This is a genomic window from Nonomuraea zeae (assembly GCF_005889725.1).
Classification (GTDB): domain Bacteria; phylum Actinomycetota; class Actinomycetes; order Streptosporangiales; family Streptosporangiaceae; genus Nonomuraea; species Nonomuraea zeae.
The window spans coordinates 18,220-33,405 of the sequence record NZ_VCKX01000016.1 but is presented as its reverse complement, the minus strand read 5'-3'; the positions used below and the strand labels follow the sequence as shown (position 1 = coordinate 33,405).

Sequence of the window (15,186 nt, the reverse complement as noted above, 5' to 3'; positions counted from 1 at the left end):
CGTTCCTGGGGCCGGGCCTCGATGGGACCAAGGTCCTTCGAGGTAGGGCCGCACGACCCTTTGGCGCGGTGCCGGTGCCGGGGAAACCTTGTCCACCATGGACGTCCTGGACCTTTCCCGCTGGCAATTCGGCATCACGACCGTTTACCACTTTCTGTTCGTGCCGCTCACGATCGGTCTGTCGATCATCGTGGCCGGGCTGCAGACCGCCTGGTACCGGACGAAGAAGCCGGAGTACCTGCGGCTGACCCGGTTCTGGGGCCGGCTGTTCCTCATCAACTTCGCGATGGGCGTGGTGACCGGGATCGTGCAGGAGTTCCAGTTCGGGATGAACTGGAGTGCGTACTCGCGCTTCGTCGGGGACGTGTTCGGGGCTCCGCTGGCGATGGAAGGGCTGCTCGCGTTCTTCCTGGAGTCCACCTTCCTCGGTCTGTGGATCTTCGGGTGGGACAAGCTGTCTCCCAAGCTGCACCTGGCCACGATCTGGCTGGCGGCCATCGGCACGAACATCTCGGCCTACTTCATCCTCGCGGCCAACTCGTGGATGCAGCACCCGGTCGGCTACCGGATCAACAACGGCCGGGCGGAGCTGACCGACATCTGGGCCGTGCTGACCAACTCGACCACCCTGGTGACCTTCCCCCACGTGCTCTTCGGGGCGTTCCTGACCGCCGCGGCCTTCGTGCTCGGCGTCAGCGCCTGGTATCTGCTGAAAAAGCGTGACACGTCGCTGTTCCGGACCTCGGCGCGGCTGGCCCTGGTCGTGGGGCTCGTCTCCGCGGTGGGAGTGTCGTTCTCCGGTCACTGGCAGGCGCAGATCATGACCGAGCAGCAGCCGATGAAGATGGCCGCGGCCGAGGCGCTGTGGGAGGACGAGAAGTCGGCGGGCTTCTCGCTGTTCGCCGTCGGCGACGTCGAGAACGGCCGCAACCACATCAACCTGCAGATCCCGTACGGCCTGAGCCTGCTGTCCACGAACACGCTGGACGGCGAGGTCGAGGGCATCAACGACATCCAGGCCCGCTACCAGCGGCTCTACGGCCCCGGCGACTACCGGCCGGTCGTCGGCCTGGCGTACTGGTCGTTCCGGCTGATGATCGGCTTCGGCGCGCTGTCGGCGCTGCTCGCGGCGGCCGGGCTCTGGCTGACCAGGCGCGGCCGGCTGCCCGCGGGCCGCTGGGCCTACCGCCTGGCCATCGCCGGGATCGGCCTGCCCTTCCTGGCCAACAGCCTGGGCTGGATCTTCACCGAGATGGGACGCCAGCCGTGGACCGTCTTCGGGCTGATGCGCACCGCCGCGGCCGTCTCGCCCAGCGCGGACGTCACGTCGGTGGCCATCACGCTCGTCGGGTTCACCCTCGTCTACGCGGTGCTCGCGGTCATCGAGGTGCGGCTGCTGCTCAAGTTCATCCGGATCGGGCCGCACGAGCAGGCCGAGCCGGAAGCTCCCATCCCCGCCCTGAGCTACTGAAGGACGTCTGCGCCATGGAACTGACCACTGTCTGGTTCGTACTGATCGCCGTGCTGTGGACCGGCTACTTCGTGCTGGAGGGCTTCGACTTCGGGGTCGGCATCCTGCTGCCCTTCCTGGGCCGTACCGAAGCCGATCGGCGCACCATCGTGCGGACGATCGGCCCGGTGTGGGACGGCAACGAAGTGTGGCTGCTCGTGGCCGGCGGGGCGACGTTCGCCGCCTTCCCCGAGTGGTACGCCACCCTGTTCAGCGGCTTCTACCTGCCGCTGTTCCTGATCCTGCTCGCGCTGATCGTACGCGGGGTGGCGCTGGAATATCGCAGCAAGAGCGACAGCACGCGAGGCTGGGACCGGGCGTTCTTCTGGGGCTCCCTCGGGCCCGCGCTCCTCTGGGGCGTGGCCTTCGCCAACATCGTGCGCGGCGTCCCGCTGGACGCGGCGCACGAGTTCACCGGCACCCTGCTCACCCTGCTCAACCCCTTCGCCCTGCTCGGCGGCGTGGCCACGCTCCTGCTGTTCACCCTGCACGGCGCGATCTTCCTGGCCCTGCGCACCACCGGGGAGCTGCGCCGAGGCGCCACCCGGATCGCCAGAACGCTGGCGCCGATCGTCCTGCTCGTGGTGGTGGCCTTCCTCATCGCCTCCGACGGCGGCAAGCCCGTCTGGTGGGCGGCGGTCGTGGTGGCCGCGGCCGGGCTGGCCGGTGCGCTGGCCGCGACGCTGCGCGGCAGGGACGGGTGGGCGTTCGCCTCCAGCGCGCTGGCCGTCGTCGCGTTCACCGCCGCCCTGTTCACCGGTCTGTGGCCGAACGTGCTGCCCGCCCTCGACCCGGCCAACAGCCTCACCGTGACCAACGCCGCCTCCACCCCGTACACCCTGACGGTGATGACCTGGGTCGCGGCCATCTTCACCCCGGTCGTACTGGCCTACCAGGCCTGGACCTACTGGGTCTTCCGCCGCCGCCTCACCGGCACGCCGACCGGCCCGCAGAACCCGGGACCTTCAGCACTCACCCCGGTGAACGAAGGGTGACGAGGCGCGCGGCGGGGATGGGGGTGGCCGGCAGCAGCGCGCCGACACTGACCACGCCGAGAGCGGCCGGCAGCAGGGGCAGGCTGGGGTGGCTGCGGAAGAACGGGACGCGGCGGGTGCGGATGGCGAAGATCACCAGGGTCTGGGGGATGGCGAGGTTCTGCTCCAGCAGGAGCACATCGGCGGCGTCCTTGGCGACGTCGGTGGCGGAGTCGACCGAGATGCCGACGTCGGCGGCGTGCAGGGCGATGGCGTCGTTGACGCCGTCGCCGAGGAAGGCCACGTCCAGACCGCTCCGCCGCTGCACGCGCACGATGCGGGCCTTGTGCTGGGGGCTGATCCTGGCGAAGATCGTGGTCTGGTCGATCAGCTCGGCGAGCCGGGCGTCATCGGCGGCCTCGACATCGGCTCCGGTGAGCACCCGTGCGGCGGGCAGGCCGAGATCGGCGCAGAGTTTGGCGGCCACGGCCGGATTGTCGCCGGTGAGGACTTTGACGGTGATGCCGAGCTCGGCCAGGCGGCCCAGCGCGTCGCGGGCGCCGGCCTTGGGCGGGTCGAGGAACACCAGCAGGCCGCGGAAGGCCAGGTCGTGCTCGTCCGCAGGGGTGAGCGTGTCCTGGCCGGGGGCGTCGCGGGTGGCCACGGCGATCACCCGGTCACCCGCGGCGGAGGCTTCGGCCTCGGCGCCGCGCCCGCGGGCGTGTTCGTGATCAGGAACGGAGACGCGCGCTGGCGGCCGGCCATCGACCTCAACAAGATCATCGTCGGCGGGCAGACAGTGGCCGTCGTCGCCTGCTGACCGCGCGGTCCATCGTCCGGATGCGGTCCTCGGCCTGTTCACGCAAGCGTTAGTGACATTCGAGGACGTCGGCATGGGGATGGGCGTTTCCGGCTGGCGGCTGGGCCCGAGCCGTCTCTGACTTCCTCGGCGCTCTGACGTGCCCAAGGTGTTCACCGGCGGCAACACACTGGTGAACGCGGTCGAAGACGAGACGCGACGCCACCTGCCGCACACCGAGGACATCCCGCTCGCCCTGCTGGTTTGCCCGGTAGGGTCCGTCGCTCATCAGGGCTGCGGGTCGGACGAATCCCGGCGCAGCAGCATCGCACGGCGCAGGATGTGCTGGAGGTCGTCGATGGTGATCATGCCGGTGACGTGACCGCCCTCGACGACGACCGCCACGAGCCGGCCGATGGGCCGCAGCCCTGTCAGCTCGGTGGCGGGGGCATCGGGCGCGAGCACGTTGCCCCCGGGCAGCGGGGTCATGACCGAGCGGACCTGCAGCTCATCGCGACGGTGCGCGGGCACGGCGATGATCTGGTCGGCGGTGATGACGCCGACGGGCTCGCCCGCGAGCTCCACTACGGGGAAGACGTCCTGATCGGAGTCGGCGACGGTTTGCTCGGCACAGGTCTGCAGGCTCTGCCACGCCTGGGCGCACGCGGGCGACGGATGCATGACTTCGGCGGCCGTCGCGCTGCTCAGGGCGCCGCGCACCAGGTGGGCGGTTCCTTCGGCCCTGGCGGCCGAGGTGAGGAACCAGCCGATCAGCAGGGTCCAGATGCCGTTGCTCAGGCTGATGAAGAGGATCTCGATGAAGCCCACGCCCATGAACGCCATACCGAGCGTACGCCCGGTGCGGACGGAGGCCATCTCGGCCCGGTTCCGATCGTGGTAGCGGCGCCACAACAGGGCGCGCAGCACGCGGCCGCCGTCCAAAGGGGCGCCGGGCAGCAGGTTGAACACGGCCAGCACGCCGTTCATCGTGGCCAGCCAGAGCAGTGCCTGGGTCAGCAGGGGGGAGGCGTTCAGGGCCTCGCCGATGAGGTACCCGCCGCCCAGCAGCAGGCCGGCGGCCAAGCTGGCGGCGGGCCCGGCGGCGGCGATGACAAGGTCGGCCTTGGGATCCGGCGGCTCCTCCGTAAGTTCGGAGAACCCGCCGAGCATCCACAATGTGATCGACTTGACGGGCACGCCGTGCCGCTTGGCGAGCACGCTGTGAGCCAGTTCGTGAGCCACCAGGCAGGCCAGGAACACCAGCGCGGCGGCGACGCCGGTCGCCCAGTAGACCGACGCGGCATAGCCGGGAGCGGCGGCGGGCAGCACGCCATCGGCGATGATCAACGTGATCAGGGCCAGGACGAGCAGCGCTGACCAGTCCGCGGCGATCGGGATTCCGAACAAGCGCCCCAGACGCACAGATGGCTTCATGAGTTCAGGATCGGGGCGGAAGGACGCGATGGCAGGAGGCAATGTGCCCTGCTGCCCGTTCCTTTGGTCCCGCTAGGAGTGCCGATGGGTGTGACGGGCCGATGCGGGAAGGTCATCACTGCCAGGACTGAGGCATGTGACCGGCAGAGTCCTGCCGGCCGGGCCCGGCCGGTCAGGGGTCGAAGGTCCCGGTGTGGGAGGTCGTACGACTCTGCCCCGCGACGGCTGCGGACGGTGTGCTTGAAGGGTGAACGCGAGGCCCGGGCCCCATCAGCGGAAAGGGTGCCTGCCATGCCGGTGCGCCTGTGGAGAGCGCTGGAACGGATCCAGACGCGCCTGGTGAACCCGGTCGTCGCCTGGCTGCTCCGTACGCAGTTGCACGACCTGCTGTCGCAGCACGTCGCACTGCTGGTTCTCACCGGCCGTCGCAGCGGGGCGACCATCCGCCTCCCTGTCCGGTACGAGCAACCCGGGGACACCCTGACCGTGGTCAGCAGGCCGTCACGGCGATGGTGGCGCAATCTGGAGGCCGGCTCATCGGTCTCCTCGGCGGGGCGGTCATGGCGGCGACGGTGGCGGCGCTGACCGGGGCCGCGATCGTCGGCCTGCTCGCACCCGCCCGCCGCACGCCGGCCGCCACGATCCGTACCAGGGAGGAACGCCGATGACGACCAGAGCCGTGTTCCGCGTGCGCAGGAGGCGGTCATGACCGTCGTCCTCCCGCCGCCGCACCTGACCGAGCAGGCCAGGCAGGACTGGGACCTGCTGCAACGTCAGACGCGGCAGCCGCCCGCGTTCGACCCCGAGCAGGCCGGCCTGCTGCCCGAGCCCGCGCGCCGCTGGCTCCTGCGTGCCGTCGCACCGGGCACGCCCCTGCTGCGGGCGGCAGTCCTCACCATGCGAGGCACGATCAAGCTCGGCGAGTGGCGCCGGTTCCACGCCAATCAGGTCCTGCTGCCGCTGGAAGGCTATGTCTGGTCGGCGAGCACCTGGCTGGGACTGGCGCCGGTGCACGGCTTCGACCGCTATCGCGCCGGAACCGGAGAGATGCGCTGGCGGGTGTTCGACACCTTCCCGGTAATGACAGGTGGCGGGCCGGACATCACGAGAAGTGCCGCCGGAAGGCTCGCCTGCGAGCTCGTCCTGGCACCCGCCGCCGCGCTCGATCCGCGCGTCAGGTGGAAGGCGCTCGACGAGCATCACGCGGTCGCCACCGTACCGATCGGCGGCGAGGATCACGAGGTGACGCTGGCCATCGCGCTGGACGGGCGGCTGGAACGCGTCGTCATGAGCCGCTGGGGCAACCCGGACGGCACCGCCTACCGCGAGCACCTGTTCGGCGTCGAGTGCCTCGAAGAGGGTACCTTCGACGGGTTCACCATTCCCGCCCGCGTCGTGGGCGGGTGGTGGCCGGGTACGGCCAGGCGGGCGGAGGGCGAGTTCATCCGCTTCGCCCTCGACGACGCGCTGTTTCGATGAGCGCCGCGTCCGGCCGGGATCCGCAGCGGACCGCGCGGCGGGAGCACGAGCGCTGGACGCCGCCGCGTCGGCGAGCGGCTGCGTGTTCCCGCAGGCGTCGTAGGTCTCCGACCCGCCAGGGCCGCATCTGACAGCCTCTAGTCGAGGTCAGCTGTACCGTGTCCGCGTTCCTGGGCCGGGCCGGTTGCGCTGTCGCGGTGCTTGTTCTGGAATGGGCGGACGAGGCCGATGGCCGCTGCGGTGATCGCGACGCCTACGAGTAACCGGATGGCCTCGTCGAGGTGGTCGTCCACGCTCGCGGGCTGGGACAGCTCCCAGATCGCCAGGCCCGTCCAGGCGACTCCCGCAAGTGCCCAGACCAACCAAGGGATGCGCTTGATCCAGTTCGGCATGATTCGAGGCCCTTTCGTCCGGCCAGGTGGGAAACACGAAGCGGAGGAGACGGCCGCGTGCGGGCGGCAGGTCTTCATGGTGCGCCGGCCGCCTTGACGGCGGCTTGCACGCGCTCGACGAAGGGATGGCTCTTGACGGCAAGCCCCATTTGGATGACAGTCGTCCAGTGCGGGATGGGTAGACAGCGCGGCCCAGGTCTTGATGAGCCGCTGCGCGCCTGGCTTGAAGGCCGGCTGGGCGGTCGGACGGCGGTCAGCGCCGTTCGTTCCCTGCATGGCGGGGAGAGCCCGTGGTGGGTCGATCTGACGGCACCCGGCGGGTCGGCGTACTCAGCGGTCCTCCGGTCTCCGAGCAGCCGGATCGGGCCCGATCAGATCGCGACGAACGCCGCGGCGCTCGCTGTCGCCGAGCAGCACGGCTTGCCGGCTCCCCGCCTGCTCGCGGCCGATCTCGACGGTCGCGAGGCCGGGACGGCAGCGAGCTTGGAGACCGTCGTGCCCGGGACGAGCACCTGGCCCGACGCGCCTTCCACCGAGCTGCTCCTGGCGGCAGGCGCCGCGATCGCCCGGGTCCACGCCGTCACCCTCGACCCGCAGCCGCAGCTCCCGTTCCGGCCCCGCCCGATCGCGGTTGACGACTTCGCCCGGGATCGCCGGGCTGGAAAGATGCCGACCACCGCGCTGCTCCAGCTGGCCGACGAACGCGTTCAGGCGATCAAGGCTCCGGACCTGCCGGTCGTCTTCGTACACGGGGATGTGTGGCCCGGCAACACGGTGATCGGCGGCGGCGCGGTCCGGGGCTTGATCGACTGGAAGACCGCCGGCGTCGGCAATCCGGGTGTGGATCTCGGTGAGCTGCGCAAACAGGTCGCGATCCGCTACGACGACGACGCACCCGGACACGTGCTGGAGGGCTGGGAACGAGCCGGCGGCACGCTGGCCGGCGACATCGCCTACTGGGACGCCGTAGCCGTTCTCAACACACCCACCGAGGAATACAGTCCCTACGCCACGTTCCGGCGTGACCACTTCCTCCGGGCGGCGATCGCCCGGTTGTGACGACATCGACCAGCCGGCCCAACCGGCATCGAGGCTACGAATCGATGCAGATGAAGTCGGTCTTGTTGTTCGCGTACGCGCCGGACCCGTAGCTCACCGAGGTGCCCGGTGCGATGGTGGCGATCTCTTCCCAGTAGCCGACCCAGTTGTACAGGTGGACGGTGGCCCTGCTGTGGCCGCGGTTGGTGACGGAGCTGATGTTGTCCCGAAGCCAGGACTCCAGGGGGTAGTAGCAGCCGGCATACGGCGCCACCCACCTGGAGCCGGTTCCGCTGGAACCGGTGTAGTAGCACGAGTATCCGGGGTCGCATTCCCATGCCAGCGCGGCCGCCCGTGCCGGCGTGCTGACGAGGAACGGGGTTGCGGCGATGAGCACGCTCAGGACTGCTGACCAGGGCCGGCGCATGTTCGTGGACACCTTCCTGTCCGACGGCTGCTGATTGACGCAAGCGTCACCTGGGCGGCCCCGGCCGTCCACGACCTTCGGCCGGGGCCGAAACTCCCTCGTCAGAAGCGGGCAGGCCGGCATCGTGCCGAGCGCCGGCAGGCCCTGGCCCTCCGTGCGGGGCGATCCGCGACGGGATCACTGGAGCGCGGTGATGGCCTTGTCGGCGGTGTCCTGGAAGGAGAGCACCCGGGTCAATCCCATGATCTTGAACGCGTGGGCGATGCTGGGGTCGAGACCGGCCAGCACCAGCTCGGCACCGGCGTTCTGGGCCCGCTGGTGCGCGCTCACCAGGATGGAGATGCCGGTGGAGTCGCAGAACAGGAGCGCCGACAGGTCGATCACCAGCCCGTCGCCTGGAGCGAGGGCGAGCCCGTCCAGAGCCGCCTGCAGGCGGGGGGACGTGTGGTGGTCGAGGTCGCCGGTCAGGACCAGGACGTGGATGCGTGCCGAATGCGGCTTGGAAGTGACGGTCAGGCCGTGGTCGTGCTGCACCAAGGCTCCTCAGAGGTGACGCTCGTCGAGCGGGCGGGGACGGACAGGGCGAGTACCGCGGTGTCGTCGGACACGCCCTCGCCGAGGGTTGCGATCAGTTTGTGCACCGTGGCGACGAGACCGTCGGCGGTGGCGGGGGAGGAGGCCAGGTAGGCGGCCAGGCCGTCCTCATCGAGCCTGGCCGCGGTCTCGGTGCGCGCCTCGGTCAGGCCGTCGGTGTACAGGAGCAGCGCGTCGCCGGGCTCCAGGCGGGTGCTGACCTGCGCGAAGCAGGGGTCGCGCAGGATCCCGATGAGCTGTCCGCCTTCGGGGCGGACGGCCTCCACGCCGCCGCCGGCCCGCACCACCAGGGCGGGCGGGTGCCCGCCGCCGGCCAGGGTGACGGTGAAGCCTCCGGGGCCGGGGTCGAGGACTCCGAAGATGGCGGTGCAGTAGGGAGGCGGCGTGGTGTGGTCGGCGTGCTCCTGCTGCAGGACCGCGTCCAGGTTGGCCAGCACCACGCACGGGTCGGGGTCGTAGACGGCGGCGGCGCGCAGGGTGTAGCGGACGAGGGAGGTCAGGACGGCGGCGTCGGAACCTTTGCCGCAGACGTCTCCGAGGAAGAACCCCCAGCGGTTGCCGTCGAGCGGGAACAGGTCGTAGAAGTCCCCTCCCACCTCGTCCGCGGAGACCGGGTGGTAGGCCGCGGCCGCGCACAGGCCCGGCACCTGGGGCAGGGCCGGGGGGAGGAGCGTGCGCTGCAAGGTCCGCGCCAGGCGCTCGGCGTCGGCGCGCAGCGCGCGCTCGGTGGCGACCGTGCGCGTGGCGGCCAGCCGCAGCTCCAGCTCGTCCATCACCAGGGCGGCCAGATCCCGCAGGGCGCTGAGCTCCTCGGCGTCGGCCTGCCGGGGGCGGAGGTCCATGACGTTGACGCTGCCCACGCAGTGGCCGTCGGTGGTGATGATCGGGGCCGCCGCGTAGAAACGCACGCCGAGCTCGCCGCCGACCAGCGGATCACCGGTGACCCGCGGATCGGCCGACGTGTCCGGGATCACACAGACCTCGCCCTGCGCGAGGGCCGTGGCGTACAGGCTCGGCGCACACCTGCCGTGGACCGACTGCGCCGCGATGCCGTGCGCGGCCCAGCAGCGGACGCCGTCCTCGTCGGCGAACGTGACGGTGCCGAGAGGCGCGTGGAAGATCCGCGCGGCCAGCGAGGCGACCCGGTCCAGCGCGCCCTGGCCGAGCGCATCCAGAGGCTCGTAACGGTGCACGGCCGCCAGGCGGCGCACGTCATCGGCGGTGCTGACGTCCGGCTCCTTCCTCCTCACGCCTCCGGCACACACGCGGCGCAGGAGCGGGAGGACCCAGCCTCCGGAATGATTTGCCCTATTCTACCTACGGTCGAGCTGATGCCTGATTTACCAGGCCACAGCCGCGACGGCACCATGTGAGCCTGGCGCCAGTGGCCGCGCTCGGAGCGGACGAAAGGGTCTCAGATGGCACACGACGACGACGGCGAGCGTGGGCCGGCGGCAGCGGCCGGGGCTGAGATCTTCACCGTGGACGACGAGATCGGCCGCGACCTGGCCGCGGTGGACTGGCGGGCGACCCCGCTCGGTCCACCCGAGCACTGGCCGCAGAGCTTGCAGACGGCGGTGAGCATCCTGCTGTCGTCCCGCTTCTCCATGTGGATGGCGTGGGGGCCGGAGCTCACGTTCTTCTGCAACGCCGCCTACCGCCGCGACACCCTGGGCCAGAAGTACCCGTGGGCGCTGGGCCGGCCCGCCAGCCAGGTGTGGGCGGAGATCTGGCAGGACATCGGCCCGCGGATCGACGCCGTGCTGGCCACGGGGAAGGCGACCTGGGACGAGGCGCTGCTGCTGTTCCTGGAGCGGGCCGGTTACCCGGAGGAGACCTATCACACCTTCTCCTACAGCCCCCTGCGCGACGACGACGGCTCGGTGGTCGGCATGCTCTGCGTGGTCAGCGAGGAGACCGAGCGGGTCATCGGCGAGCGGCGCATGGCCACCCTGCGCGATCTCGGCTCCGATCCCAGCGTGGTCCGCACCGAGCAGGAGATGCTGGCCTTCGCCTGCCAGCAGCTCGGCCAGAACCTGCGGGATCTCCCGTTCACCTTGACCTACCTGTTCGACGGCGACGGCCACGCGCGGCTGGCCGAGGCGACGGGGATCCCCGCCGGGCATCCGGCCGCCCCCGCCGCGGTTTCTCCCGGCGACCCGGACGCCGTATGGCCGGCCGCGGCGCTGGTGCGGGGCGAATCCGTGCTCGTGGCGCTCGACGAGGCCGCGTTCGCCGGCCTCCCGCCGGGTGACTGGGCGGAGCCGCCCACGCAGGCGCTGGTGGTGCCGCTGCTGCAGCAGGGCGGCGCGCCGTACGGGTTCCTGGTGGTCGCGCTCAACCGGTACCGGCCGTTGGACGACGGCTACCGCGGGTTCGTCGAACTGGCCGCGGGGCACGTCGCGGCAGGCATCTCCTCCGCCCGCAGCTACCAGGCCCAGCAACGGCGGGCCGAGGAGCTGGCGGAGCTGGACCGCGCGAAGACCGTGTTCTTCTCCAACATCAGCCACGAGTTCCGTACCCCGCTCACCCTGATCATGGGGCCGGTGCAGGAGCTGCGGAACACGCTGGCCGAGGCCGACCCGCACGTACGCCAGGACCTGGAGGTCGTCCACCGCAACGGCCTGCGCCTGGGCAAGCTCGTCAACACGCTGCTCGACTTCTCCCGCATCGAGGCCGGCCGCATGCAGGCCCGTTACGAGGCGGTCGACCTGGCGGCCGTGACCGCGGATCTGGCCAGCGTCTTCCGCTCGGCGATCGACAAGGCCGGTCTGGCCTTCGAGGTGGACTGCCCTTCGCTGGCCGAGCCGGTCCACCTGGACCGGACCATGTGGGAGAAGGTCGTGCTCAACCTGCTGAGCAACGCGCTGAAGTTCACCTTCGAGGGCTCGGTCGGTGTCAGGGTACGCGAGCAGGACGGGCACGCCGTGGTGACCGTCACCGACACGGGCATCGGCATCCCGGCGCAGGAGCTGCCGCGCCTGTTCGAGCGCTTCCACCGGATCGAGAGCGCCCGCTCGCGCTCCAACGAGGGCAGCGGCATCGGGCTGGCCCTCGTCCAGGAGCTGGTCGGCCTGCACGGCGGCACCATCACGGCCGACAGCGTCGAGGGCGAGGGCACCACCTTCACCATCCGGCTGCCCTTCGGCACCGGTCATCTGCCGGCCGACAGCCTGGTCCCGGCCAGGCCGTCGCAGACGGCCTCGGCCAGCGCCGACCCCTTCGTCCAGGAGGCCCTGCGCTGGCTCCCCGGGGGTGAAACCGCTGCCGAGGCGACGGCCGCCGCCGAGACGTCCGCCGCCGAGACGTCCGCCGCCGAGACGTCCGCCGGCACCGGCTCCTCCGAGCCGGGTGACGGCGCGCCGGGCCGGGTGCTGATCGCCGACGACAACAGGGACATGCGCGACTACCTCCTCCGGCTGCTCAAGGGCGCCGGATACCAGGTCACCGCGGTCAGCGACGGGCTCCAGGCCCTGGACGCCGTGCGCGCGGAGGCGCCGGACCTCGTGGTCAGCGACGTCATGATGCCGCACCTGGACGGCCTGGCCCTGGTCGCGGCGCTGCGGGCCGATCCGGGTACGGCCGGGGTGCCGGTGCTGCTGTTGTCGGCCCGCGCCGGGCAGGAGGCCTCGATCGAGGGACTGGAGGCGGGAGCGGACGACTACCTGGTCAAGCCGTTCTCCGCCGCCGAGCTGCTGGCCCGCGCCCGGGCCAACGTGGAGCTGGCGCGGATGCGCAATCACCACACCCGCTGGCGCACCGCCATGATCAACTCCTTGCAGGAGGCGTTCTTCGTCACGGACGAGCACGGCGCCGTGATCGAGATCAACGCCGCGTTCACCGACATCCTCGGCTACGGCCCCGAGGGCCTGCCGTACACCCCCATGCACCCCTGGTGGCCGGACGAGGACACCGACCCGCAGGCCCATGCCCTGGTCGCCCGGGCGTTCAGCCAGATCGTCGAACAGGGCCGGGGCAGCAGCGTGATCCCCCTCACCCACCGGGACGGGCACCAGATCTGGATCGCGGTCACCTTCAACGCGGTCATCGACCCCGACACCCGCCGGCGCCGCGTCGTGGGCACCCTGCGCGACGTCACCGCCGAGCACTACCTCGTGCAGCGCGAGAGCGCCCTGGCCGCCCTCAGCATGCGCGTCTCCCAGGCGGACAACCTGACCGACGCCCTGGCCGGCGGCCTGGAGGCGCTGCAGGAGGTCTGGGACGGCCGGCAGGTCCTGGCCGTCGTCTGGGCCGGTGAGACCCCGCTCAGCCTCGTCTGCGCGCCCTCCGGCGTCGACGACTGGCCGGACCTGCCGGAACAGGTGCGTACGGAGCTCGCGGCGCTGCGCGCGCAGCCGCCCCTGCGAGCGGTCACCTCCACGGGCAACGGAGCCGGCATCACCCTGGAACATCCCGAGGGCCTGCTCGCGATCTGGCTCGACCTGGGCCAGAACCGGCCCTTCACCGGGGAGGACCAGACCCTGCTGGCGCTGCTGGCCGGGCACCTCGGCCAGGGCCTGCACCGGGTCCACCAGCTCGACCAGCAGCGCGAGGCCGCCGTGGCGCTCCAGCGCGCGATCCTGGGCCCGTCCCGGCTGCCCGACGGCTTCGCCGTGCGCTACGGGCCGGCCAGCCGCCCCTTGGAGGTCGGCGGCGACTGGTACGACATCGTGCCGCTGTCCGGCGAACGCATCGGGATCGTGGTCGGCGACTGCGTCGGGCGGGGGCTGAAGGCCGCGGCCGTCATGGGGCAGCTGCGCAGCGCCTGCCGGGCCCTGCTGCTGCAGGATGCCGGGCCCGCCCAGGTGTTCGCGGCCCTTGACCGGTTCGCCGCCCTCATCCCGGGCGCCAAGTGCGCCACCGCCTTCTGCGGCGTCCTGGACACCGCCACCGGCGACCTCGTCTACTCCAGCGCCGGCCATCCTCCCGGCATCCTCGCCCACCCCGATGGCACCACCGTCCTGCTGGAGGGCGGGCGCTCGACCCCGCTCGCCGTACGGTCCGGCCGCCCGCGGTCGGAGACCCACTGCACCATGCCGGCCCGCTCCACCCTGCTGCTGTACACCGACGGGCTGGTCGAGCGGCGGCGGCGGCCGCTGACCGCCGGCATCGACCAGGCCAGCACCGCCGTCCAGGCCGGCCGGGCCACCCCGATCGAGGAACTGGCGAGCGACGTCATGACCCGCCTCGCCCCGGACGAGGGCTTCAGCGACGACGTCGCGCTGCTGCTCTACCGCCAGCCCGCCCCGCTGGAGGTGGCCTTCCCCGCCGAGTCACGCCAGCTCGCCCCCGTACGCTCGGTCCTGCGGGACTGGCTGGCCCGCTGCCAGCTCACCCCTTTGCTGGTGCAGAACGTGCTCGTCGCGGCGGGAGAGGCCTGCGCCAACGCGATCGAGCACGGGCACCGCAACGCTCCCGGCCGGACGATCCGGCTGCGAGCGGTCGCCACCGGCAGCGACCTGCATCTGACCGTCGCCGACAGCGGCCGCTGGAAGGTCCCGGAGCCCGACGCGAACCAGCATCGGGGCCGGGGCGTCGCGCTCATGCGCGCACTGATGCACGAGGTCACCATCCATCCCGGTACGGCCGGGACCACCGTCGACATGCATGCGAGGATCACGTCATGACCACCCCTCTGACCCTGGCCGCCTCGACGGGGCCTGACGGCACCCCGGTCCTGGCCGTCACCGGCGAGATCGACATGAGCAATGCTCATGCTCTGGAGGAGGCGCTGACCAGGTCCACCAATGCCGGCCCGGTGCTCGTCGACCTGAGCGCGGTGGAATATCTCGACAGCGCCGGCCTGACCGTCCTGTTCACCCACGCCTCGCGCATCCGGCTCGTCGCCAACCCCCTGCTCGAACCCGTCCTGACGATCTCGGGGCTCGCCGAAGTCGCCATCGTCGAGGAGATCACCCCCGACGCGGAGCCTTCGAGCAGGGAAGACGGCTGACGGAACCGAGATCGCCGAAACGCTCATGCCAGCACGCGTCTGATCCGGACTGCGAGCTCACCCGCCGAGAGCTCAGTCACCGGCACGGTGCCTGGCCCGCTGCCATGTGATCAGGCGGGGTCCCCGTCAAGAAGGGGCTGGCGGGATATGTCGCGGGAGTTGTAGCCGTGCAGGTGCGCTGGACGGCCGGACGCGTCCGGGATGGGTGCGTCGATGTTCCAGGCGACGATCCGGTGCGGATGGATGCGCAGGGTCTCCGAGTCGAACGCGGGGTGGAGTGGCGGGTCGAGAGACACGATCTCGACCGAGCCGCGGATCTCGATGCCCCGGCCGGTCTGGCCGATCGAATTGGGCGTTTCGGCCTGATCGTCCACCACCAGGGAGACCCGGGGGTCGGCTCGGGCGTTGCGGAACTTCTGGCTCCTGGCCAGTTCCGGGCCGCCGACGTCGATGGTCCCGGTGCCGGCGTTCACCCAGACGACCACGGGCTGGACGTGCGGTGCTCCGCCGGGCCCGATCGTGGCCAGGCGCCCCAGCGGGTGCTCCGACAGGTAGCCGAGCTCGGCATCAGTAAAGATCACAACAC

At 71.2% G+C, this 15,186-nt stretch carries 14 protein-coding genes; 7 read left to right on the top strand and 7 right to left on the bottom strand.

Features of this window, described 5'->3' with window-relative positions; genetic code table 11:
- Positions 1-97 precede the first annotated feature (97 nt).
- Together ETD85_RS07745 and cydB are read left to right on the top strand one after the other, a co-directional pair.
- Complete coding sequence (locus tag ETD85_RS07745; protein WP_138688923.1) at positions 98-1,471, top strand: cytochrome ubiquinol oxidase subunit I; 1,374 nt, start codon at positions 98-100, stop codon at positions 1,469-1,471.
- Positions 1,472-1,485: 14 nt separating this feature from the next.
- Complete coding sequence (gene cydB / locus ETD85_RS07740) at positions 1,486-2,505, top strand: cytochrome d ubiquinol oxidase subunit II (protein ID WP_138688922.1); 1,020 nt, start codon at positions 1,486-1,488, stop codon at positions 2,503-2,505.
- On the opposite strand, the gene ETD85_RS65565 is transcribed toward cydB, so the two are convergent.
- Both ETD85_RS65565 and ETD85_RS07730 read right to left on the bottom strand, forming a co-directional pair.
- Entirely contained in the window at positions 2,483-3,157 is a 675-nt protein-coding gene (locus ETD85_RS65565; RefSeq protein WP_240779013.1) for an HAD-IC family P-type ATPase, read from the bottom strand. The two genes, cydB and ETD85_RS65565, sit on opposite strands and share 23 nt — an antisense overlap.
- Positions 3,158-3,571: 414 nt before the next feature.
- Positions 3,572-4,717: a site-2 protease family protein gene (locus tag ETD85_RS07730; RefSeq protein ID WP_138688920.1), complete on the bottom strand. Its 1,146-nt coding sequence runs from the start codon at positions 4,715-4,717 to the stop codon at positions 3,572-3,574.
- Positions 4,718-5,008: 291 nt separating this feature from the next.
- Here ETD85_RS07730 and ETD85_RS07725 point away from each other — a divergent pair, with 291 nt between their 5' ends.
- Entirely contained in the window at positions 5,009-5,302 is a 294-nt protein-coding gene (locus tag ETD85_RS07725) for a nitroreductase/quinone reductase family protein (protein WP_138688919.1), read from the top strand.
- A gap of 120 nt (positions 5,303-5,422) precedes the next feature.
- Positions 5,423-6,196, top strand: coding sequence for a DUF6544 family protein (locus ETD85_RS07720; protein WP_138688918.1), 774 nt, complete (start codon positions 5,423-5,425; stop codon positions 6,194-6,196).
- Positions 6,197-6,333: 137 nt separating this feature from the next.
- Here ETD85_RS07720 and ETD85_RS07715 read toward each other — a convergent pair whose 3' ends face one another.
- Complete coding sequence (locus ETD85_RS07715) at positions 6,334-6,588, bottom strand: hypothetical protein (RefSeq protein WP_138688917.1); 255 nt, start codon at positions 6,586-6,588, stop codon at positions 6,334-6,336.
- Between the two features lie 153 nt (positions 6,589-6,741).
- On the opposite strand from ETD85_RS07715, the gene ETD85_RS07710 reads away from it, so the two are divergent.
- Positions 6,742-7,647: a phosphotransferase family protein gene (locus ETD85_RS07710; protein ID WP_338087127.1), complete on the top strand. Its 906-nt coding sequence runs from the start codon at positions 6,742-6,744 to the stop codon at positions 7,645-7,647.
- Positions 7,648-7,681: 34 nt separating this feature from the next.
- Here the strand turns inward: ETD85_RS07710 and ETD85_RS07705 are convergent, their stop codons facing one another.
- The 3 genes from ETD85_RS07705 to ETD85_RS07695 form a co-directional block, all read right to left on the bottom strand.
- The gene (locus ETD85_RS07705; RefSeq protein WP_170246556.1) at positions 7,682-8,053 is read right to left on the bottom strand and encodes a peptidase inhibitor family I36 protein; all 372 of its coding nucleotides are present in this window, start codon (positions 8,051-8,053) and stop codon (positions 7,682-7,684) included.
- 177 nt (positions 8,054-8,230) lie between these two features.
- The gene (locus ETD85_RS07700) at positions 8,231-8,587 is read right to left on the bottom strand and encodes an STAS domain-containing protein (protein ID WP_240779012.1); all 357 of its coding nucleotides are present in this window, start codon (positions 8,585-8,587) and stop codon (positions 8,231-8,233) included.
- Entirely contained in the window at positions 8,566-9,897 is a 1,332-nt protein-coding gene (locus ETD85_RS07695; RefSeq protein ID WP_138688914.1) for a PP2C family protein-serine/threonine phosphatase, read from the bottom strand. The genes ETD85_RS07700 and ETD85_RS07695 overlap by 22 nt, the downstream gene beginning before the upstream one ends.
- 168 nt (positions 9,898-10,065) lie before the next feature.
- On the opposite strand from ETD85_RS07695, the gene ETD85_RS07690 reads away from it, so the two are divergent.
- Together ETD85_RS07690 and ETD85_RS07685 are read left to right on the top strand one after the other, a co-directional pair.
- Positions 10,066-14,274, top strand: coding sequence for a SpoIIE family protein phosphatase (locus ETD85_RS07690; RefSeq protein WP_138688913.1), 4,209 nt, complete (start codon positions 10,066-10,068; stop codon positions 14,272-14,274).
- On the top strand, positions 14,271-14,600 hold the full coding sequence (locus ETD85_RS07685; RefSeq protein ID WP_138688912.1) for an STAS domain-containing protein: 330 nt from the start codon (positions 14,271-14,273) through the stop codon (positions 14,598-14,600). Before ETD85_RS07690 ends, ETD85_RS07685 begins: the two co-directional genes overlap by 4 nt.
- Positions 14,601-14,710: 110 nt before the next feature.
- Here ETD85_RS07685 and ETD85_RS07680 read toward each other — a convergent pair whose 3' ends face one another.
- A complete protein-coding gene (locus ETD85_RS07680; protein ID WP_138688911.1) occupies positions 14,711-15,181 on the bottom strand; it encodes a PPOX class F420-dependent oxidoreductase in 471 nt (156 codons plus the stop codon).
- Positions 15,182-15,186: the final 5 nt, after the last annotated feature.

Coding starts and splice junctions, on each gene's coding strand:
- ETD85_RS07745 (WP_138688923.1), top strand. CDS start 98: ATGGACGTCCTGGACCTTTCCCGCTGGCAATTCGGCATCACGACCGTT.
- cydB (WP_138688922.1), top strand. CDS start 1,486: ATGGAACTGACCACTGTCTGGTTCGTACTGATCGCCGTGCTGTGGACC.
- ETD85_RS07730 (WP_138688920.1), bottom strand. CDS start 4,717: ATGAAGCCATCTGTGCGTCTGGGGCGCTTGTTCGGAATCCCGATCGCC.
- ETD85_RS07725 (WP_138688919.1), top strand. CDS start 5,009: ATGCCGGTGCGCCTGTGGAGAGCGCTGGAACGGATCCAGACGCGCCTG.
- ETD85_RS07720 (WP_138688918.1), top strand. CDS start 5,423: ATGACCGTCGTCCTCCCGCCGCCGCACCTGACCGAGCAGGCCAGGCAG.
- ETD85_RS07715 (WP_138688917.1), bottom strand. CDS start 6,588: ATGCCGAACTGGATCAAGCGCATCCCTTGGTTGGTCTGGGCACTTGCG.
- ETD85_RS07710 (WP_338087127.1), top strand. CDS start 6,742: ATGACAGTCGTCCAGTGCGGGATGGGTAGACAGCGCGGCCCAGGTCTT.
- ETD85_RS07705 (WP_170246556.1), bottom strand. CDS start 8,053: ATGCGCCGGCCCTGGTCAGCAGTCCTGAGCGTGCTCATCGCCGCAACC.
- ETD85_RS07690 (WP_138688913.1), top strand. CDS start 10,066: ATGGCACACGACGACGACGGCGAGCGTGGGCCGGCGGCAGCGGCCGGG.
- ETD85_RS07685 (WP_138688912.1), top strand. CDS start 14,271: ATGACCACCCCTCTGACCCTGGCCGCCTCGACGGGGCCTGACGGCACC.